General features: G+C 68.7%; 16 protein-coding genes. 10 read left to right on the top strand and 6 right to left on the bottom strand.

Annotation, left to right across the window (positions count from 1 at the left end; translation table 11 throughout):
* The first annotated feature begins 90 nt into the window (after positions 1-90).
* Entirely contained in the window at positions 91-1059 is a 969-nt protein-coding gene (locus PSV23_RS12970) for an alpha/beta hydrolase (protein WP_300469630.1), read from the top strand.
* On the opposite strand, the gene PSV23_RS12965 is transcribed toward PSV23_RS12970, so the two are convergent.
* A complete protein-coding gene (locus PSV23_RS12965; RefSeq protein WP_300469627.1) occupies positions 1056-2042 on the bottom strand; it encodes an LLM class flavin-dependent oxidoreductase in 987 nt (328 codons plus the stop codon). The two genes, PSV23_RS12970 and PSV23_RS12965, sit on opposite strands and share 4 nt — an antisense overlap.
* 99 nt (positions 2043-2141) lie before the next feature.
* On the opposite strand from PSV23_RS12965, the gene PSV23_RS12960 reads away from it, so the two are divergent.
* Positions 2142-3503: an alpha/beta hydrolase gene (locus PSV23_RS12960; protein WP_300469625.1), complete on the top strand. Its 1362-nt coding sequence runs from the start codon at positions 2142-2144 to the stop codon at positions 3501-3503.
* 3 nt (positions 3504-3506) lie between these two features.
* On the opposite strand, the gene PSV23_RS12955 is transcribed toward PSV23_RS12960, so the two are convergent.
* Together PSV23_RS12955 and PSV23_RS12950 are read right to left on the bottom strand one after the other, a co-directional pair.
* A complete protein-coding gene (locus tag PSV23_RS12955) occupies positions 3507-4457 on the bottom strand; it encodes a pirin family protein (RefSeq protein ID WP_300469623.1) in 951 nt (316 codons plus the stop codon).
* A gap of 43 nt (positions 4458-4500) precedes the next feature.
* The gene (locus PSV23_RS12950; protein WP_300469621.1) at positions 4501-4989 is read right to left on the bottom strand and encodes an Lrp/AsnC family transcriptional regulator; all 489 of its coding nucleotides are present in this window, start codon (positions 4987-4989) and stop codon (positions 4501-4503) included.
* Positions 4990-5133: 144 nt separating this feature from the next.
* Between PSV23_RS12950 and PSV23_RS12945 the strand changes: the two genes are divergently transcribed.
* The 7 genes from PSV23_RS12945 (at position 5134) to PSV23_RS12915 (ending at position 12722) form a co-directional block, all read left to right on the top strand.
* Positions 5134-6369 carry a thiamine pyrophosphate-dependent enzyme gene (locus PSV23_RS12945; RefSeq protein WP_300469619.1) on the top strand — a complete coding sequence of 412 codons (1236 nt, stop codon included), beginning with the start codon at positions 5134-5136 and terminating at the stop codon, positions 6367-6369.
* A 59-nt stretch (positions 6370-6428) separates the two neighbouring features.
* The gene (locus tag PSV23_RS12940; RefSeq protein ID WP_366524249.1) at positions 6429-7496 is read left to right on the top strand and encodes an alpha-ketoacid dehydrogenase subunit beta; all 1068 of its coding nucleotides are present in this window, start codon (positions 6429-6431) and stop codon (positions 7494-7496) included.
* Position 7497: 1 nt separating this feature from the next.
* On the top strand, positions 7498-9138 hold the full coding sequence (locus tag PSV23_RS12935; protein ID WP_300469616.1) for a 2-oxo acid dehydrogenase subunit E2: 1641 nt from the start codon (positions 7498-7500) through the stop codon (positions 9136-9138).
* A 99-nt stretch (positions 9139-9237) separates the two neighbouring features.
* Entirely contained in the window at positions 9238-9621 is a 384-nt protein-coding gene (locus PSV23_RS12930; RefSeq protein ID WP_300469614.1) for a hypothetical protein, read from the top strand.
* Positions 9618-11015 (top strand): dihydrolipoyl dehydrogenase, encoded by a 1398-nt coding sequence (gene lpdA, locus PSV23_RS12925; protein ID WP_300469612.1) that lies wholly within the window; start codon positions 9618-9620, stop codon positions 11013-11015. The genes PSV23_RS12930 and lpdA overlap by 4 nt, the downstream gene beginning before the upstream one ends.
* Before the next feature lie 60 nt (positions 11016-11075).
* Positions 11076-11588 carry a hypothetical protein gene (locus PSV23_RS12920; RefSeq protein ID WP_300469610.1) on the top strand — a complete coding sequence of 171 codons (513 nt, stop codon included), beginning with the start codon at positions 11076-11078 and terminating at the stop codon, positions 11586-11588.
* A gap of 66 nt (positions 11589-11654) precedes the next feature.
* Complete coding sequence (locus PSV23_RS12915) at positions 11655-12722, top strand: substrate-binding domain-containing protein (protein WP_300469608.1); 1068 nt, start codon at positions 11655-11657, stop codon at positions 12720-12722.
* A gap of 6 nt (positions 12723-12728) precedes the next feature.
* Here the strand turns inward: PSV23_RS12915 and PSV23_RS12910 are convergent, their stop codons facing one another.
* The gene (locus PSV23_RS12910; RefSeq protein WP_300469605.1) at positions 12729-14477 is read right to left on the bottom strand and encodes an ATP-binding protein; all 1749 of its coding nucleotides are present in this window, start codon (positions 14475-14477) and stop codon (positions 12729-12731) included.
* 69 nt (positions 14478-14546) lie between these two features.
* On the bottom strand, positions 14547-15632 hold the full coding sequence (locus PSV23_RS12905; protein WP_300469603.1) for a glycosyltransferase family 1 protein: 1086 nt from the start codon (positions 15630-15632) through the stop codon (positions 14547-14549).
* A gap of 115 nt (positions 15633-15747) precedes the next feature.
* Between PSV23_RS12905 and putA the strand changes: the two genes are divergently transcribed.
* Entirely contained in the window at positions 15748-18876 is a 3129-nt protein-coding gene (putA, locus tag PSV23_RS12900; RefSeq protein WP_300469600.1) for a bifunctional proline dehydrogenase/L-glutamate gamma-semialdehyde dehydrogenase PutA, read from the top strand.
* On the opposite strand, the gene PSV23_RS12895 is transcribed toward putA, so the two are convergent.
* Positions 18866-19432 carry a hypothetical protein gene (locus PSV23_RS12895; protein ID WP_300469598.1) on the bottom strand — a complete coding sequence of 189 codons (567 nt, stop codon included), beginning with the start codon at positions 19430-19432 and terminating at the stop codon, positions 18866-18868. The two genes, putA and PSV23_RS12895, sit on opposite strands and share 11 nt — an antisense overlap.
* Positions 19433-19449: the final 17 nt, after the last annotated feature.

Here is a 19449-nt window from a genome sequence, read left to right as displayed (position 1 = left end):
CCGGACGATCTGGCCGTGTCTCATCGGCAAGAGTTCATCACCCAAAGGACTGGGTCCCGGCTTTCGCCGGGATGAACGGATGAGGGCCGGATGCAGACGCGCGTAATCCAGACAGACGGTCTGAACCAGCAAATCCTCGAGGCCGGAACCGGCCCCTTGGTCCTGCTCATCCACGGCTTTCCCGAACTCGGGATCAGCTGGCGGGCGCAGGTCGCCGCGCTGGCCGATGCCGGCTATCACGCCGTAGCCCCCGACATGCGCGGCTACGGCGGAACCGACAAGCCTGACGCCGCTCCGGACTATTCCATCCTCCACCTCGTCGGCGACATGGTCGATCTGGTCCGGGCGCTGGGCGAGACGCAATGCGTCGTCGTCGGCCACGACTGGGGCGCGCCGGTGGCCTGGCACTGCGCCCTGACCCGACCCGACATGTTCCGCGCCGTCTTCGGCCTGTCGGTGCCCTTCCAGCCGCGCCGGCCCAGGGGCCCGCCGACGGCGGCCATGGCGGCGATCTCGAAACGTATCGGGCTTGGCGACCTCTACATCAGCCGCTTCCAGGCCGACGACGCCCACGCGATCTTCGACGCCGACCCGGCCACGGCCCTGCGCAAGATGTTCTTCGCCTATGATGGCGCCACCCCGGACGGCCGCCAGTCGACCGGCTTCATCCCCGAGGGCCAGAGCTTCATCTCGACCGTCTCCGACGACGCGACCCTGCCGCCGTGGATGAGTACGGATCATTTTTCGGAGTATGTCGACGCCTTCTCGGCGGGCGGCTTCAGGGGGCCGCTCGACTGGTACCGCAACCTCGACCGCAACTGGTCGCTGACGGCCCATCTGCAGGACGCCCGCATCACCGTGCCCGCGGCCTTCGTGGTCGGCGAGCGCGATCCGGTGCGGAACTACTCGGGCCAGCACGAAGCGGGGCTGAAGGACTGGGCGCCGGACCTGCGGATGCAGGTCGTGGTTCCCGGCGCAGGCCACTGGATCCAGCAGGAGCGAGCTGCCGAAGTGAACCGGCTGCTGCTGGAGTTTCTGCGGACGCCCGACGTCGCCTAGAGCCCCGCCACCGCCTCGGCCGTGATTTCAAGGCTGCGAACGCGATCGTCGATATCGAACACCATGCCCGTGACCATGACCTCGTCCACGCCGGTCCGGGCCACGAAGGTGGCCAGCTTGTCGCGCACCGTCTCGCGGCCGCCGATGGCCGCATAGGTCAGCCGGCTCTGCACCGCCGCGATCTGACGCGCGTCCAGCACGCGGGTGATGTCGTCCACCGGAGGCTTCACCCGGCCCGGCTTGCCGCTCACCACGGCGGCGAAGGCCTGCTGCATCGAGGTTGACAGCCGCTCCGCCGCCGCGTCGTCCTCCGCGGCGAAGACATTGATCGCCGCCATCGCATAGGGCTGGTCCAGCGCCGTCGACGGCCGGAAGCCGGCGCGATAGGTCTGCAGCGCCTGCATCAGCAGTTCGGGCGCGAAATGGCTGGCGAAGGCGAAGGGCAGGCCCAGATGCGCGGCCAGTTCGGCGCTGAACAGGCTGGAGCCCAACAGCCAGATCGGCACCTTCGCGCCCGCCCCGGGCCAGGCCGTGACGCGCTGGCCCTCGACGGGATCGCTGAGGAAGGCCTGAAGCTCCATCACGTCGCGCGGGAACTGGTCGGCGGCCTCGAAATAGCGGCGCAGCGCCCGGGCCGTCTCGCCGTCCGTGCCCGGCGCGCGTCCGAGGCCCAGGTCGATACGGCCCGGATACAGCGCCTCCAGCGTGCCGAACTGTTCGGCGATCACCAGCGGCGCGTGGTTGGGCAGCATGACCCCGCCCGAGCCGACCCGGATACGCTCGGTCGCCCCGGCGATCTGGCCGATCACCACGGCGGTCGCGGCGCTGGCGATGCCCGGCATGTTGTGATGCTCGGCCACCCAGAAGCGCCTGAACCCCAGCCGGTCGGCGGCCCGGGCGAAGGCAGTGGTCTCCAGCAGGGCGCGTCGGGCGTCACCGCCTTCGACGATGGGCGAAAGGTCGAGAACGGAGAATGCGGTCATGCAGCGCTAGATCGGGTCCGTACGTTGCGATTCAAGACCCGCCCGCTTGGCGGGCCCGCTCCGGCCGCCTAGAGTCGGCGGACGCACCCGGGGGCCGATATGACAATCCTCACCTCCTTCGCCGTCGCCGTCATGGCCGTGGCGCCCCTTCAGGTCTCCGCGCCCGCCGATCTTGGCGGAGTGTGGGAGGGGCGGATCAGCGTCGGCGGCCAATCAATCCGCATCGTTTTTCGCGTCGATGCGGTCGGAAACGCCGTCATGGACAGCCCCGACCAGGGCGCCCGGAATATCGCGGTCGACCGCCCGGTGATCGAGGGCGGCGTCGTCCGCTTCGTCGTTCCCGTCATTCGCGGCCAGTTCGAGGGAACGCGGTCCGAAGACGGCCAGACCCTGACTGGCGTCCTGTCACAGGGCGGCGTGACCCTGCCGCTCGTCCTGACCCGCACGGCGACGACGGCGACCCTCGCTTCCCGTCCCCAGACGCCCGCGCCGCCCTTCCCCTACCGCAGCGAGGCGGCGGCCATCGACAACGCCGCCGCGCCGGGCGTGCGGCTGGCGGGCACATTGACCCTGCCCGAGGGGGCGGGACCCTTCCCCGCCGCCGTCCTGATCTCGGGCACGGGGCCGCAGGACCGCGATGAGACCATCGAGGGGCACAAGGCCTTCGCCATCTGGGCGGACGTCCTGACCCGTCGCGGCGTGGCGGTGCTGCGCTATGACGATCGGGGCGTCGCCGGCTCGACCGGAAACTACGGCGCCGCGACCCAGCGCGATTTCGCATCAGACGTGAAGGCCGCCTTCGACTGGCTGGCCGCCCGGCCGTACATCGACCCGTCGCGGATCGGCCTGATCGGCCACAGCGAGGGCGGCACGTTCGCGCCCCTGGCGATGCAGGACGGCGCCCGCGCGGCCTGGCTGGTCATGCTCGCAGGACCGGCGGTTTCCGGCGGCGAAATCATCCAGGAGCAGCAGCGGCGCATCGCCGTGGCGGCCGGCATGCCCGCCGAAGAGGTCGAACGGACCAACGCCCTCCAACGCCGCGCGGTCGCCGCCGTCGCCGCCAACGCGGACGACGCCGGAGCCGTCCGGCGAGAGATCCAGGCGCTGCTTGTGGCGAATGGCCGAACGCCCCCGGAGGCCGCCCAGACCGCGGCGGTGATGTCGAGTGACTGGTATCGAGGCATGGTCGCTCACGATCCGGCGGAGTCCATCCGGGCGATTCACGTCCCGATGCTGGCCGTCTACGGCGGCAAGGACCTGCAGGTGCCGGCCGACCAGAACGCGCCGATGGTTTCGCGGCTCAAGCCGGACGCCGATGTGGTCGTGCTGCCGGGCCTGAACCACCTGTTTCAGCCCGCGAGCACCGGCCTGATGGCCGAATACGGGCAGATCGAAACCACGCTCGATCCATCCGTCATCCGCACAGTCGTCGACTGGGTCGCGGCCCGCTCGGGACTGTAGCCCTCAGACCGGGTGCGTCGGTTCCGGCTTGACTGTCGCCGGCGCCGGTTCGGGCGTCGAGGGCACGTCGGGCAGGGGAATGAACTCGGCGTCGTCTTCGGCGGGCAGGGCCATGCGCCCTGCTTTCCAGTCGGCCTTGGCCTGATCGATCCGCTCCTGTTTCGAGTGGACGAAATTCCACCAGATGATGCGCGGCCCGACCGGCTCGCCGCCCAGCACCATGACGGTCGACGGCTTCAGCGCCTTGATGGTCGGTTCGGCGGTCGGCTCCAGCACGACCATCTGGCCTTCGTGGAAGACCCGGTCTCCCACCTCGATCTCGCCCCTGGCGATATACAGCGCCCGTTCGGAATAGCCGCCCGCGCCCCCGATAGCGCTTCGGCCCGGCGGCGGCGCGGTGCGCACGCCCTCGCCCAGTTCCCAGTGAACGTAGAACAGCGGCGACGACACCGGCACAGCGGCCTTGGCGCCATAGGCCTCGCCCGCCACCAGCCGCGCGAACAGGCCGCCGTTCTCATAGGCGGGCTGGTCCTCTTCGGCATGGTGGTGGAACCGCGGATCGGTCTCCTCCGCCTCTTCCGGCAGGGCGATCCAGGCCTGCATGCCGTGCATCGGCCCGCCCGTGGCCTTCTTCAGCGGGTCGGTGCGCTCGGAATGGACGATGCCCTTGCCGGCCGTCATCCAATTGACCTCGCCGGGGCGGATGGCCTGGGTCGCGCCGGTGTTGTCCCGGTGCATGATCTCGCCCTCGAACAGATAGGTCAGGGTCGACAGGCCGATGTGCGGATGCGGGCGGACGTTGATCGCCTCGGACCCCGGGGCGAACTCGGCCGGGCCCATCTGGTCCAGGAAGATGAAGGGCCCGACCATGCGCCGGGCGTGGAACGGCAGGACGCGTCCCACCTCGAACCCGCCCAGATCCTTGCGGCGGGCGTCGATCACCATTTCGATCATGTCATGTCCTCCGACCCCGCCTGCGCGCGGGCGCCGAACCTGACTATCCGACGTGCGGGGTCACGATGCCAAGGGGCAGGGCGGTCACATTCTTCACGCCGCGGGTGACGATGTGGCTCTCGCAATCCGAAACGATGCCCAGGCTGAGCAGCTTCAGGCGCAGGAACTGGTCGAAGGCGTGCATGTCCGAGGTGATGATGCGCAGCACATAGTCTTCGCGGCCGGTGATGGTGGCGCACTGCACCACCTCGGGCCACTGGGCCACGGCGGCCTCGAAGATGTCGAGGTTGTCGGTCGAGGGCAGGCTCAGCTTGACGATGGCGTAGACCTCGAAATCCAGGCCCAGCTTGGTCGCGTCCAGCAGGGTCACCCGCTTGCGGATGAAGCCCGTATCCTCCAGTCTCTTGATCCGGCGCCAGCACGGTGAGGCCGACAGGCCGACGCGGTCCGCCACCTCGGCCACGGATAATCCGGCGTCCTGCTGCAGGATGTCCAGAATTCGGGCGTCGACGGGATCCAGATCGTCAGCCAAGGCGTTTCTCCTGTTCTTGTTATGGCGCAATAAAATACCTCTGATTGGCGGAGTGCAAGGTCAAATTCAGGCGAGCCTTGCCTGTGACGTCGTGCTAAATCGCAGTCAGGAAACGCGGTCGGATCAACCGGACGGCAGGACGGAATGAAGAAGCCAAACAGCCAGGCCTTGTCTTTGCGCGTGCCCGAGCCTTCGGGCCGGCCCGGAGACCCAACGGATTTCAGCCATCTGAAGCTGGACCCCGCCGGCGTCGTGGAGCGCCCCGAGGTCTCGACCGCGCCGTTCGACATGCGCGACCACGCCTTCCGCCTGATCCGGGTGCTGGATGACGACGGCCAGGCGGTCGGCCCGTGGAATCCGAAGCTGGACGCCGACACCCTCCGGCGCGGCCTCAAGGCCATGATCCTGACCCGCGCCTTCGACGACCGGATGCATCGCGCCCACCGTCAGGGCAAGACCAGCTTCTACATGAAATGCACGGGCGAAGAGGCCATCGCCGTCGCCCAGGGCATGATCCTGTCCCGCGAGGACATGGGCTTCCCCACCTATCGCCAGCAGGGCCTGCTGATCGCGCGCGGCTATCCGCTCGCGACCATGATGAACCAGATCTATTCCAACGCCTCGGACCCGATCAAGGGCCGCCAGCTGCCGATCATGTATTCGGCCCGGGACTACGGCTTCTTCACCATCAGCGGCAATCTCGGCACCCAGGTGCCCCAGGCCGTCGGCTGGGCCATGGCCAGCGCCTACAAGGGCGACGACAAGATCGCCATCACCTGGATCGGCGACGGCGCCACGGCCGAAGGCGACTTCCACAACGCCCTGACCTTCGCCAGCGTTTACCGCGCCCCGGTGATCCTCAACATCGTCAACAACCAGTGGGCCATCAGCTCCTTCCAGGGCATCGCCGGCGGACTGGAGACCACCTTCGCCTCCAAGGCCATCGGCTACGGCCTGCCGGCCCTGCGGGTCGACGGTAACGACTTCCTCGCCGTCTGGGCCGCGACCCAGTGGGCCGAGGAGCGCGCCCGCTCGAACCAGGGCGCGACGGTGATCGAGCTGTTCACCTACCGCGGCGCCCCGCACTCGACCTCGGACGATCCCAGCCGCTACCGCCCCGCCGACGAGCACGAGAAATGGCCGCTGGGCGACCCGGTCATGCGCCTGAAACAGCACCTGATCGCTTTGGGCGAATGGTCCGACGCGCAACAGACCGCCGCCGAGGCTGAGGCCGTCGACCAGGTCCGCGCCGCCGGCAAGGAGTCCGAGGCCATCGGCACGCTGGGCCAGTCGCGCCCCTCGGTGAAGACCATGTTCGAAGAGGTCTACGCCACCGAGGACTGGCGGATCACCGAACAGCGCCGCGAGGTGGGGGTCTGATCATGGCTGAGCAAACCACCTTCACCGAAGTCGACCGCACCGACGGGATCGAGCCCGACATGGTCGACCAGAACCATGCGCCGAAGTCGGAGGCGCCGGCCAACGGCGTCATGCCGATGAACATGATCCAGGCGCTGAACTCGGCCCTGCACGTCAAGATGGCCGAGGATCCGAACGTCCTCAGCTTCGGCGAGGACGCCGGCTATTTCGGCGGCGTCTTCCGCGTCACCGACCAGCTGCAGCAGAAGCACGGCCTGACCCGCAGCTTCGACGCCCCGATCAGCGAATGCGGCATCGTCGCCGCCGCCATCGGCATGGGCGCCTATGGCCTGCGACCGGTCGTCGAGATCCAGTTCGCCGACTACATCTACCCCGCCTACGACCAGATCGTCTCGGAAGCCGCCAAGCTGCGCTATCGCTCGGCCGGCCAGTTCACCAGCCCGATCACGGTGCGTTCGCCCTACGGGGGCGGCATCTTCGGCGGCCAGACCCACAGCCAGTCGCCCGAGAGCCTGTTCACCCATATCGCCGGCCTGAAGGTCGTCATCCCGTCCAATCCGTATGACGCCAAGGGCCTGCTGACCGCGGCCATCGAGGACGACGACCCGGTCATCTTCTTCGAGCCCAAACGCCTCTACAACGGCCCCTTCGACGGCTGGCACCAGAAGCCCGTCAGCCCGTGGAAGGCGCAGGCGCTGGCCCAGGTCCCGACCGGCAAATACGTCGAGCCGATCGGCAAGGCCCGCATCATGCGCGAAGGCGCCGACGTCACCATCCTCTGCTACGGCACCATGGTCTGGGTTTCGCTGGCGGCCGCTGAACACGCCGGGGTCGACGCCGAGGTCATCGACCTGCGCACCCTCGTGCCGCTCGACATTGAGACCATCGAGGCCTCGGTGAAGAAGACCGGCCGCTGCGTCATCGTCCACGAGGCCCCGAAAACCTCCGGGTTCGGAGCGGAACTCAGCGCCCTGGTCCAGGAACGCTGCTTCTATCATCTCGAGGCGCCGATCGCCCGGGTGACCGGCTGGGACACCCCCTATCCGCATGCCTTCGAATGGGAATATTTCCCGGGACCCGAGCGGGTCGCCCTGGCCCTGAAGGCCGTCATGACCGGAGGGCGCTGAGATGGGTCGCTACGTCTTCAAACTGCCCGACGTGGGCGAGGGCACGGCCGAGGCCGAACTGGTCGCCTGGCACGTCAAGGTCGGCGACCACGTCGCCGAGGACCAGATCATCGCCGACATCATGACCGACAAGGCGACGGTAGAGCTGACCAGCCCCGTCGCCGGCAAGGTGCTGGCCGCCCATGGCGAACCCGGCCAGCAACTGGCCGTCGGCTCGCCGCTGGTGGAGTTCGAGGTCGAGGGGGCGGGGAATGCGTCCGCGGAGGCCGCTCCGGCGCCCGCGAAGGCTGAACCGGCCCCGGCTCCGAAGGCTGAAACGCCCAAGGCCGAAGCCGCCCCTGTCGCCGTCCCCGCTCCGTCCGGCGGCAATTTCGTCTTCAAACTCCCCGACGTCGGCGAAGGCACCGCCGAGGCGGAACTCGTCGGCTGGCACGTCAAGGTCGGCGATACGGTCGCCGAGGACCAGCTTCTCGCCGAGGTCATGACCGACAAGGCCACCGTCGAACTTACCTCGCCCGTCGCCGGGACCGTCGTCGCCCTTCATGGCGAGCCGGGCCAGCAGCTCGCGGTCGGCGGCCCGCTGGTCAGCTTCCAAGTCGAGGGCAAAGGCAATCAGGCGGTGGCTCCCGCTCCCGCCGTCGCTCCTGCGCCGAAGGCCGAGGCCGCACCCGCTCCCGCCACCAAGGCCGCCGCGCCTGCGACCGCCAAGGCCCCGGCGAAGGCCGTGGCGGAAGCCTTTACGACCCGCGCCGCCGGCCAGCGCCCGCTGGCCTCCCCCGCCGTCCGTAACCGCGCCCGCGACCTCGGGATCGAGCTCCAGTTCGTCCCCGGCTCCGGCCCCGCCGGCCGCATCGAGCACGGCGACCTCGACGCTTACGTCTCCAGCGGCGGCCGCGGATCATCCGCGCCCGGATCATCGACCGTCTCCGCCTACGAGCGCCACGAAGGAACCACCGTCACCCGCATCATCGGCGTCCGCCGCAAGATCGCGGAGAAGATGGCCGAGAGCGTCCGCCGCATCCCCCACATTACCTATGTGGAGGAGATCGACGTCACCGCCCTCGAGGAGCTCCGCGCCCACCTCAACTCGCGGAAGGCCAAGGACCAGCCCAAGCTCAACGTCCTGCCCTTCATCGCCCGCGCCATGGTCGTGGCCCTGCGCGACCAGCCGACCATCAACAGTCACTACGACGACGAGGCCGGCGTCCTCACCACCCACGCCGCCGTCCACATCGGCATCGCCGCCCAGACGCCGAACGGCCTGATGGTGCCGGTGGTCCGCCACGCCGAGTCCCTCGATCCTTGGGATACGGCGCTGGAGATCGCCCGCGTCTCGGGCGCGGCCAAGGACGGCTCGGCCAAGCGCGACGAGCTGACCGGCTCGACCATCACCATCACCTCGCTGGGGACGCTGGGCGGGGTCATCCACACCCCGATTATCAACCACCCCGAGGTCGCCATCGTCGGCCCCAACAAGATCGCCGAGCGGGTGGTGGTCAAGGACGGCCAGATGGTCGTGCGCAAGATGATGAACCTGTCCTCCAGCTTCGATCACCGCATCGTCGACGGCCATGACGCGGCGGTGTTCGTGCAGCGCATCAAGGGCCTGCTGGAGCACCCCGCGACGCTGTGGATGGGGTGAGGCATGAGGCGGGTCGCCATCGCTCTCACCGTGCTGACCGTTCTGGCGGCGCCAATCTCGTCCGCGCTGGCATGTAGTCCAGCTCCTGGAATAGATCAGGTGGCCGAGCGAACGCGGGATCTGCTCGCAGTGACCAGCGTCTACGAGGCTCGGATCGAGGACGTCGTCGTACACGGTCGCTACCTGGACAAGGTCGATTTCACGGTTCGGCCCACGGCCACAATCTGGGGGTCGGTAGCGCCCGACCCGTACCGCCTGTCCTTCGAGGCGGGTGCCTGCACGAACTGGTTTTTCCTCATGGATGAGGAGGCTGTGGATGAGCGGCCCCGTGATGGGTTGAAGCTTATTGTAATGGCAAACCCCGAAGGCCTCGCCGACAACAGCCAGCTCCTTCTCGTAAGGGCTGGTGGCGCGGACGCCGACATCTTCTTGCGCGACTGGCGGGCAGCTAGAGCGGGCCAACCCCTATCGAGACGTCCATGACCCAGACCCTCACCACCAAAGTCCTCATCATCGGCGCCGGCACCGGCGGCTATGTCGCCGGCATCCGCTGCGGCCAGCTGGGTCTCGACACAGTCCTCGTCGATGGCGGCGACGGGCTCGGCGGGACCTGCCTGAACGTCGGCTGTATCCCCTCCAAGGCCATCATCCACGCCGCCTCGAAATTCGAGACGGTGGCCAAGGCCGCCGCCGGCGGCACGCTCGGCATCACGGCCAGCAAACCGGCCATCGACCTGGCCCAGACCACGGCGTGGAAGGACGGCATCGTCAAGAAGCTGAACGCCGGCGTCGCGGGCCTGCTGAAGAAGGCGAAGGTCAAGGTCATCAACGGCTGGGCGACCTTCTCCGACGCCAAGACCTGCACCGTGAAAACCGCCGACGGCGACATCGTCATCAGCGCCGAACACGTCATCCTCGCCACCGGCTCGGAGCCGGTCGAACTGCCCTTCCTGCCCTTCGGCGGCGACGTCATCTCCTCGACCGAGGCCCTGTCGCTGGACAAGGTGCCGGCCAAGCTGGTCGTCGTCGGCGGCGGCTATATCGGGCTGGAGCTCGGCATCGCCTTCCGCAAGCTGGGGGCCGAGGTCGCCATCGTCGAAATGGCCGACCGCCTGCTGCCGCTCTACGACAAGGCCCTGACCGATCCCGTCCAGAAATGGCTGGAGAAGCACGGCGTCGAGCTGCACCTCGGGGCGAAAGCCGGGTCGTTCGAAAAGGGCCAGCTCAACATCACGACAAAGGACGGCGCCGCCCTCAAGCTCAAGGCCGACAAGGTCCTCGTCACCGTCGGCCGCCGACCCCGCACCAAGGGTTGGGGCCTCGAGAACATGGGCGTGGCCATGGCCGGGCCGTTCGTCAAAATCGATGACCGCTGCGCCACCAGCATGCGCAACGTCTGGGCCGTCGGCGACCTGACCGGCGAACCCATGCTGGCCCACAAGGGCTCGGCCCAGGGCGAGATCGTCGCCGAGATCATCGCCGGCCATGACAAGCGCTTCGACCCCGTGACCATCGCCGCCGTCTGCTTCACCGAGCCGGAGATCGTCTCCGCCGGCCTCGGCCCGCAGGACGTCGAGGGCCGCGACGACGTGATCACGGCCGTCTTCCCCCTGATGGCCATCGGCCGGGCGCTTGCGCTTGAGGCCGGCGACGACGGCGGCTTCGTGCGCGTGCTGGCGTCGAAGACCGATCACCGGCTGCTGGGCCTCCAGGCCGTCGGCCAGCATGTCTCCGAACTGTCCAACAGCTTCGCCCAGATGCTGGAGATGGGCGCGGTGCTGGAGGATGTGGCCGGGACCATCCACGTCCATCCGACCATGGGCGAGGCCTTCCACGAAGCCTCCCTGCGGGCCCTGGGGCACGCCATTCACATATAACGGGGGTTCGACTCCCCTGTTGGACGCGGTAGGCTCCCGCCATCCACCGGGGAGGGGGCCATGAAGTTCTTCACACGCGCTGTCGGCCTGATTGCGGCCGCGAGCCTTGCGGGATGCGCCTCCCACCCCAGGGGCTTCGCGCCCGTGATGTCGCAGCCCCCGACGGATCAGGCAGCCTTCGAGACGGCGTTCAACGTCTGCGGCGCGGAGGTCGCGGCGGGGCGGCGGGAGAGCTTCCGCTCGGGCCGCGGCGGATCGGCGGCGGGCGGCATGGCGATCGGCGGTGCGGCGGCCCTGGCCACGGGCGCCTCGGCTGCATCCGGCGGCGGCATGCTGGCCGCGAGCGCGGCCGGAGCCGGCCTGGCCATCGGCCTGGTGGTGTTCGCGCCCCTGGCGATCATCGGCGTGTCCCACATCCAGCGCGCCAACAAGGAACGCGAGATCCAGGCCGCCATGACGGCCTGTCTGGCGGAAGAGGGCTATGTCATCGACGATTGGCGCATCCCCGCCCGCGGCGCGACCGGACCGGCCTCTCCGACGCGCGCCTCTCCCGTCGCCGAATCGTCACAATAGCATCGGTCCGACCGTCACAAACCTGTGCTCCAAGCGGCTCGATATCGCTTTGTCCGGAGACTGACGATGACCCGCAACCTCCTTGCCGCCGCCTCGGCGATCGCCCTGCTCGCCCTCGGGGCCTGTGGAAACGATCAATCCGCCGGCAACCAGACCGCCCGAGCCGGCATCTGGGCCGCTGGTTCCTCCACCGTCTTCCCCTTCTCGACCCGGGTGGCCGAGAATTTCGCCCGCAGCTCGGGCGGCGCCGCGCCGCGCATCGAATCGCTGGGCACCGGCGGCGGCATCCAGGCCTTCTGCCAGGGCGTCGGCCCCAACACCCCGGACATCGCCAACGCCTCGCGCCGGATGAAGGCCTCGGAGTTCGAGCTGTGCCGGACCAACGGCGTCACCGACATCGTCGAGCTAAAGATCGGTTTCGACGGCCTGGTCATCGCCACCGCCCGCAACGCGCCTGACTACGGCTTCACGGGCGACGACCTCTATCTCGCCCTGGCCAAGGAGGTGCCGGGACCGAACGGAACCTTCATCGCCAACCCGAACACCACCTGGAGCCAGGTCAATCCCGGCCTGCCCGCGACCCGCATCCTGGTCTACGGCCCGCCGCCCACCTCGGGCACGCGCGACTCCTGGCTGGAGCTGGCCATGGCCCCATCGGCCAAGGCCATCCCGGCGCTGGCCGCCCTGGCCGAGAGCGACGAAGACCGGTTCGAGACCCTGGCCCACACCCTGCGCGAGGACGGCGCCTGGGTCGATTCCGGCGAGAACGACAACGCCATCGTCCAGACCCTGACCCGCACGCCCGGCTCGACCGGCGCCTTCGGCTATTCCTTCCTCGAGCAGAACAACGACACGGTGAAGGCCCACAGCGTCAACGGCGTCATGCCGACGCTGGAGACCATCGCCTCGGGCGAATATCCCATCTCCCGCTCCATGTTCATCTACGTCAAGAAACAGCACGTCGGCGTGACCCCGGGGCTGGAGCAGTTCGTCGCCGAATTCCTCTCGGAAGCCTCGGCCGGCCGCGGCGGCTATCTGCAGGACCGCGGTCTGGTGCCGCTGCCGGCTGACCAGCTGGCGGCCCAACGCGCCATCGCCACCGCCATGACGCCGATGACGGCGCCGGCGAAGTAACGGGCGTCAGGCGGTCCGGTTGATCCGGGCCGCCTCTTCGTCGTCTTCAATGGACTCGAGGGCCGCTTCGATCGCGCCCAGCAGTTCCTCCAGAACGATCGGCTTGGCGACGACCGGCGTCATTCCCGCCTGCCGGTATTCCTCGATCTGGTGCGTCATGACGTTGGCGGTCAGGGCGATGATGGGCACGGGGCGGCGGCCCCTCGCCGCCTCCTCGGCCCTGATGGCGCGTGCGGCCGTGGGTCCATCCATGACGGGCATCTGGACGTCCATCAGGATCAGGTCCCAGTCGCCGTCGCGCCACGCCTCCACGGCCAGGGCGCCGTTCTCGACGATATGGGGCGCGATTCCGGCCTGGCTGAGAAGCATGGCCAGGACCTGACGGTTCACCGGATGGTCCTCGGCCGCCAGCAGGCGAATTTCGCGGTCCTGCGCCTGCCCGATCGGCGCCGTCGGCGCTTCGGCGGCGATTTCATGGGCTCCGACCTGCTCGATCGGCAGGCGCAGACAGAAGGCCAGACCGTGGGGCCGGACGTGCTCGGCCTGGATGGTTCCCCCCATGATCCGGGCCAGTTCGCCGCAGATCGACAGACCCAAGCCCGTGCCGCCGTAGCGCCGGGTGGTCGAGGCGTCCGCCTGGACGAATTTCTCGAACAATCGGGGCAGCTGTTCGGGCGTCACCCCCGGGCCGGTGTCCCTGACCTGGATCATCAGATCGCCGGCTTCCCGCGCCACAGTCACCGCGACCCCGCCCTGCTCGGTGAACTTCACCGCATTCGAGAGCAGATTGCACAGGATCTGGTGCAGCCGCGTCGCGTCGCCCCGATAGCTCCCCGCCGCCGTCGCCTCGACGGTCGCCGTGAACTCCAGGCCCTTGCTCTCGGCGATGGCGCGGAAGATCGCCTGCGACCGTTCGACCAGGGCGTTCAGGTCAAAGACAACCAATTCCAGCTCGACCTTGCCGGCCTCGATCTTGGCGAGGTCCAGGACGTCGCTGAGGATCGTCAGCAGGGCCTGTCCGGAGTGGGTCACCATGCCCAGGCGTTCGCGTTGCCGGTCCGACAACTCGTCGGCCGCCATGATCTGGGCCATGCCGAGAACGCCGTTCAGGGGCGTGCGGATTTCGTGGCTCATGGTCGCCAGGAAGCTGCTCTTGGCCTGGTTGGCCTGCTCCGCCTGCAGCTGTGCGTCCTCCATGGCCTGGAAGGTGCGGGTCAGACGCCCCCAGGCCAGCATGCCGGCCAGGATCAGCAGAGCTGTGGCCATCACGATCTGGCCGGCTTCCACCGGCGACAGCCCCTGCCGAAGCGCCGCGGCCGGGACCAGGGCAGCGTAGAACAGCTGCGGCGTCAGCGCCGCCAACATCAGCTGTTTCGAGCCCGGACTGACCATGACCGCGGTGATGATCGCGCCGCCCAGCAACAGGACGCCGCAAATCAGGCCCAGCGCCGATCCGGACAGCATCTCCACCGCGCCGAGCAGGCCGAACAGCAGATTGTTCGCGAACACCAGGGCGATACAGGCTTTTGAATAGCCTTCCTCGCCGAGCCGCTTCGCCAGGGCTCCCGCGGGCCGGAACCGGGCTTCGAAAATCTGCAGCGAACTGTAGGCCACGATCCAGGCCAGGGCGAAGGTCGCTCCCGTCAGCGGGAAGAACACCAGGGCCGCGGCGGCGCCGCTTCCGACCCTCAGTCTCCACTGTCCCGCGCGGTTCGCCATGGTCTGGGCGATGTGCCGCGTCTGGTCGGACGTCATTCAACTCTCCCTCCCGTCGAGGGAGCGCCCGGCAGGGTTCAGATACGGTTAAATCGTCCGTTCATGAATTCAGGCGGCGACCTTGCGCCTCAGCCGGGCGATCCGGCGCAGGCGGCGCCAGAACCGGCCCCGTTCGGGCTCGGGATAGGGCTGCAGGTTCTCGACGAACTCCTCCGCCGAGGCGTGCCAGCTGAACTTCTCGGCATAGGCCCTTACGGCGGCGCGGTCGCACTCCAGGGCCTTCAGGCAGGCCGTCCGCAGGTCCTCGTCGATGGCCCCCGCGTTCGAACCCGGAATGATGTCTATGGGGCCATGGGCAGGATAGGCCGCGACCGGGGTCCCCGTGGCCATGGCCTCCAGGATCACCAGGCCGAAGGTGTCGGTCCAGCTGGGGAAGACGAAGACGTCGGCGTCGCGGAAACAGCGCGCCAGCTCCTCGCCAAAGCGGGCGCCAAGGAATTTTGCCTCGGGGTATTTCACTTCCAGCTCGGCCCGGGCCGGGCCGTCGCCGACAACGATCTTGGTCCCCGGCAGGTCGGTCTCGAGGAAGGCCTCGATGTTCTTCTCGACGGCCACGCGGCCGACATTGAGGAAGAAGGGCCGGGGCCAGTCCTTACCGCCCAGCTCGTCATAGATGCGCGGCAGGTCCGGATTGAACTGTTCGGTGTCCACGCCCCGGGTCCAGGGCGAAACGTTGCGGAACCCGTGCGACACCAGCTCGTCGCGCAGCGTCGGCGTCGCCACCATCAGCCGGCCCGACGGCTTGTGGAACCACTTCATATAGGCGTAGCCGACCTGCACCGGGATCGGGAAGCGGGCCGAGACATATTCGGGAAACTTGGTGTGATAGCTGGTCGTGAACGGCAGCTTCCACTCCACGCAGATGCGCCGCGTGGCGATGCCGATCGGCCCCTCGGTGGCGATGTGGACCGCCTCGGGCTCGAAGGCGCGCAGGCGTTCGCGAATCTCTTCCTCGGCCCCCAACGCCAGCCGGATCTCCGGATAGGTGGGGCAGGGGATGGTCTTGAACTGGCTGGGTTCGATGACGTCGACCTCATGGCCCATGCCCCGGCATTCCGCCACGGTGCGGGTCAGGGTGCGGACGACGCCGTTGACCTGGGGCTCCCAGGCGTCGGTGGCCAGAACGATGCGCATATGGGCCGGGTGGCTCCGCCGTTGATCGGTCGCAACCTCTAGCGCCTCGGGCGAGCGTTGGCGAGACGCCGCATCCCCCTCCCGTTCCGTCGCGGAAGCGTTTATGACGCGCGCCATGAACGCACACGTCTCGCCGCCGATCGCCCTCTCCCAGGACTGGGACACGCTGGATCAGGGCAAGTTCGCCGACGAGACCGCCGCGGTGCGGGACCTGCTGGCGCGCATGCCGCTGGACGGTCCGGAACGCGCGGCCGTCCTCGCCAGCGCCGTCGGTCTGGTCGAACACGCGCGTCGCAGCGTCAAGAAACAGGGCGTGGTCGAAAGCTTCCTGCAGGAATTCTCGCTCGGCACTCGCGAGGGCCTGGCCCTGATGTGCCTCGCCGAGGCCCTGCTGCGCACCCCCGACGAGGACACCCGCGACCGCCTGATCGCCGAAAAGATCGGCTCGGCCGACTGGTCGTCCCATCTCGGCCAGTCCGACAGCCTGTTCGTCAACGCCTCGACCTGGGGGCTGATGCTGACGGGGAAGCTGGTCGACGTCGACGAGGAGGCGAAGACCGATCTCCCCGGCTTCCTCAAACGCATCGTCGGTCGTCTGGGCGAGCCCGTCATCCGCGAGGCTGTCGCCGCCGCCGTCCGCATCATGGGCGAACAGTTCGTCGTCGGCCGCACCATCGAGGGCGCCCTCAAGCGGGCGAACAAGGAAGGTTGGCTCTGCTCCTTCGACATGCTCGGCGAGGGCGCCCGGACCGCCCACGACGCCGAGCACTATGAGAAGATCTACGCCGACGCCATCGAGGCCGTCGGCAAGACCGCCAAGGGGCAGGGCCCCGAGGCCGGCCACGGCGTCTCGGTCAAGCTGTCGGCCCTGTCGCCGCGCTACGAGGCCACGCACGAAGCCCGCGTCTGGGACGAGCTCTATCCCCGCATCGTCCGCCTGGCCCGGATCGCGGCGCAGCATGACATCAACTTCACCATGGACGCCGAGGAGGCCGACCGGTTGGCCCTGTCGCTGAAGCTGCTGGACCGGCTGGCGCGCGAGCCTGACCTCGGCGGCTGGACCGGGCTCGGCCTCGCGGTGCAGGCCTATCAGAAGCGCGGCCCCGAGGTGATCCGGCGCGTCGCCGAACTGGCGAAGACCTCCGGCCGCCGGCTGATGGTGCGTCTGGTCAAGGGCGCCTACTGGGACACCGAGGTCAAGCGCGCCCAGGTCTTCGGCCGCGTCGACTATCCGGTCTTCACCACCAAGGCCGCGACCGACCTCAACTATCTGGTCTGCGCCCGGCTGATGATCGAGGCCGCCCCGCACCTCTATAGCCAGTTCGCCACCCACAACGCCCACTCCCTCGCCGCCGTCCACCGGATGGCGTCCGAGCGGAAGGTGAAGATCGAATTCCAGCGCCTGCACGGCATGGGCGAGGCCCTCTATGACGCCGCCCGCGACGCCTTCGGCCCCGTCACGGTGCGCGCCTACGCCCCCGTCGGCGGGCATGAGGACCTGCTGCCCTATCTGGTCCGCCGCCTGCTCGAGAACGGAGCCAACTCCTCCTTCGTCCACGCCCTGCTGGACGAGCGGGTGCCCGCCGCCGCCGTCGCCGCCGACCCCATCTCCGCCGTCGAGGCTCACCCCGACCGCCACGCCAAGATCCCGACCCCCAAGGACATGTACATGGACCGCCAGAACTCGCTCGGCCGCGACTATTCCCAGGCCGCCGACCGCGACCGGCACGCCGCCGCCCTCGAAAAGGTCGACGCCGAGAAACTGACCTCGGGCCCCATCATCGGCGGCAAGCTTAAGGCGGGGACCAACCCGCAGCCCGTGACCAACCCCTTCGACACCACCCAGGTCCTCGGTCACGTCTCCGAAGCCGGCACGGCCGACATCGACGCCGCCATTGACGCCGCCGCCAGGGCCCAGGTCGCCTGGGACCGCAAAGGCGGCGCGGGCCGCGCCCCCGTCCTGCGCGCCATGGCCGACGCGCTCGAAGCCGACATGGACCGCCTCGTCGCCCTGCTGTCGCGCGAAGCCGGCAAGACCCTGAACGACGCCGTCGCCGAGATCCGCGAGGCCGCCGACTTCTGCCGCTACTACGCCATGCTGGCCGAACGCGACTTCGGCGGCCCGACCGAGCTCAAGGGCCCGGTCGGCGAGATCAACCAGCTGGTCCTGCACGGCCGCGGCGTCTTCGCCTGCATCAGCCCGTGGAACTTCCCCCTGGCCATCTTCACCGGCCAGATCGTCGCCGCCCTCGCCGCCGGCAACGCCGTTTTGGCCAAGCCCGCTGAACAGACCCCCCTGATCGCCGCCGAGGCCGTGCGCCTCTACTACAAGGCCGGTCTGGACCCGAACCTGCTGGCCCTCGTCCCCGGACGCGGCGAGACCGTCGGCGCGGCCTTGGTCAGCCACCCGGGAATCGACGGCGTCGCCTTCACCGGCGGCACCGACACGGCGACCGCGATCAACAAGGCCCTCGCCGCCCGCCCGGGCGCCATCATCCCCTTCATCGCCGAGACCGGCGGCCTCAACGGCATGTTCGTCGACACCACGGCGCTGAAGGAACAGGTCATCGACGACGTCATCCTGTCGGCCTTCGGCTCGTCGGGCCAGCGCTGCTCGGCCCTGCGCCTGCTCTATGTCCCGCATGACGCCGCCGACGCCCTGATCGAGGGCCTCAAGGGCGCCCTGGCCGCCCAGGTCGTGGGCGACCCCTCCGATCCCGCCACGGACATCGGCCCGGTCATCGACGCCGACGCCAGGGCTGCGCTCGACGCCCACCTGAAGCGGCTCGGCACCGACGCGAAGATCGTCGCCCGCGCCGACCTGCCGGCCGGCGCCGACAAGGGTTGGCTGTTCGCCCCGACCATCGCCGAGATTCCTACGCCCGACTATCTGGAGCGCGAGGTCTTCGGCCCCATCCTGCACGTCTGCCGCTATCACCCGTCCGAGCTGAAGCAGACGGCGTCGAAACTGGCCCAACGCGGCTACGGCCTGACCCTCGGCGTCCACAGCCGTATCGAGGCCTTCGCCGAGGAGGTCACCCGCCTGGTCCCCGCCGGCAATGTCTACATCAACCGCTCGATCATCGGCGCCGTGGTCGGCGTCCAGCCCTTCGGCGGCGAGGGCCTGTCGGGCACCGGCCCCAAGGCCGGCGGCCCGTACAGCCTCATTCGCTACGCCTCCGAAAAGGCCATCTCGAACAACATCTCCGCCCAGGGCGGCGACCCGGCGCTGCTCAACCTCTGAGTTCAGGCTTCGGAGCCTCGGCCCTCGCCGCCTCCCGGAACAGCCAGGCTGACAGCAACCAGCCGAGGGCGAAGATGCCCACGATGACGAAGACGAACTGCTCATGGGCGAGGGCGATGAAGGCCGTGCTCGACTGGGCAGCGGCGGTCACAGCCATGACGATGGCCATGCCCCTGGACCGGAAGCGGACCAGAAACGATCCCGTGACGGCGATGGCGATGACCCCGAAGAACATCTGGTTCAACGGATTGTCCTCGTCGCCGATGATGCCGACCGCGAGGTTGGACCAGGCCATCAGGAAGCTGGTCCCGACCGCAACCACCATCGCCGCGCGATAGGCCAGTTGGCCCGACAGCCGCAGCCCGATCTCGCACAGTCCGGCCGCGACCAGCAGCATCACGCCCCAGACGATGAAGTCGAACGGCGTCCACAACATGCCCGGTACAAACAGCTTCGCCGTCAACGGAACCAGCCAGGCGAGGAGCGCACCGCCCCAGACCAGCATCCGCAACCACCGTCCGGTCCGCGCGTCCCTGTCTTCCATGATCGTCGCCATTGCCTTGCCTTGCTCCA

Origin of the sequence: Brevundimonas sp. (assembly GCF_029946145.1) — a bacterium.
GTDB lineage: Bacteria > Pseudomonadota > Alphaproteobacteria > Caulobacterales > Caulobacteraceae > Brevundimonas.
This window is presented reverse-complemented; position numbering and strand designations above follow the sequence as displayed.

What these genes read in the sequence shown, in the direction of transcription:
- PSV23_RS12970 (WP_300469630.1), top strand. Translation starts at nt 91, where the DNA reads ATGCAGACGCGCGTAATCCAGACAGACGGTCTGAACCAGCAAATCCTC.
- PSV23_RS12965 (WP_300469627.1), bottom strand. Translation starts at nt 2,042, where the DNA reads ATGACCGCATTCTCCGTTCTCGACCTTTCGCCCATCGTCGAAGGCGGT.
- PSV23_RS12960 (WP_300469625.1), top strand. Translation starts at nt 2,142, where the DNA reads ATGACAATCCTCACCTCCTTCGCCGTCGCCGTCATGGCCGTGGCGCCC.
- PSV23_RS12955 (WP_300469623.1), bottom strand. Translation starts at nt 4,457, where the DNA reads ATGATCGAAATGGTGATCGACGCCCGCCGCAAGGATCTGGGCGGGTTC.
- PSV23_RS12945 (WP_300469619.1), top strand. Translation starts at nt 5,134, where the DNA reads ATGAAGAAGCCAAACAGCCAGGCCTTGTCTTTGCGCGTGCCCGAGCCT.
- PSV23_RS12940 (WP_366524249.1), top strand. Translation starts at nt 6,429, where the DNA reads ATGGTCGACCAGAACCATGCGCCGAAGTCGGAGGCGCCGGCCAACGGC.
- PSV23_RS12935 (WP_300469616.1), top strand. Translation starts at nt 7,498, where the DNA reads ATGGGTCGCTACGTCTTCAAACTGCCCGACGTGGGCGAGGGCACGGCC.
- lpdA (WP_300469612.1), top strand. Translation starts at nt 9,618, where the DNA reads ATGACCCAGACCCTCACCACCAAAGTCCTCATCATCGGCGCCGGCACC.
- PSV23_RS12920 (WP_300469610.1), top strand. Translation starts at nt 11,076, where the DNA reads ATGAAGTTCTTCACACGCGCTGTCGGCCTGATTGCGGCCGCGAGCCTT.
- PSV23_RS12915 (WP_300469608.1), top strand. Translation starts at nt 11,655, where the DNA reads ATGACCCGCAACCTCCTTGCCGCCGCCTCGGCGATCGCCCTGCTCGCC.
- PSV23_RS12910 (WP_300469605.1), bottom strand. Translation starts at nt 14,477, where the DNA reads ATGACGTCCGACCAGACGCGGCACATCGCCCAGACCATGGCGAACCGC.
- PSV23_RS12905 (WP_300469603.1), bottom strand. Translation starts at nt 15,632, where the DNA reads ATGCGCATCGTTCTGGCCACCGACGCCTGGGAGCCCCAGGTCAACGGC.
- putA (WP_300469600.1), top strand. Translation starts at nt 15,748, where the DNA reads ATGAACGCACACGTCTCGCCGCCGATCGCCCTCTCCCAGGACTGGGAC.
- PSV23_RS12895 (WP_300469598.1), bottom strand. Translation starts at nt 19,432, where the DNA reads ATGGCGACGATCATGGAAGACAGGGACGCGCGGACCGGACGGTGGTTG.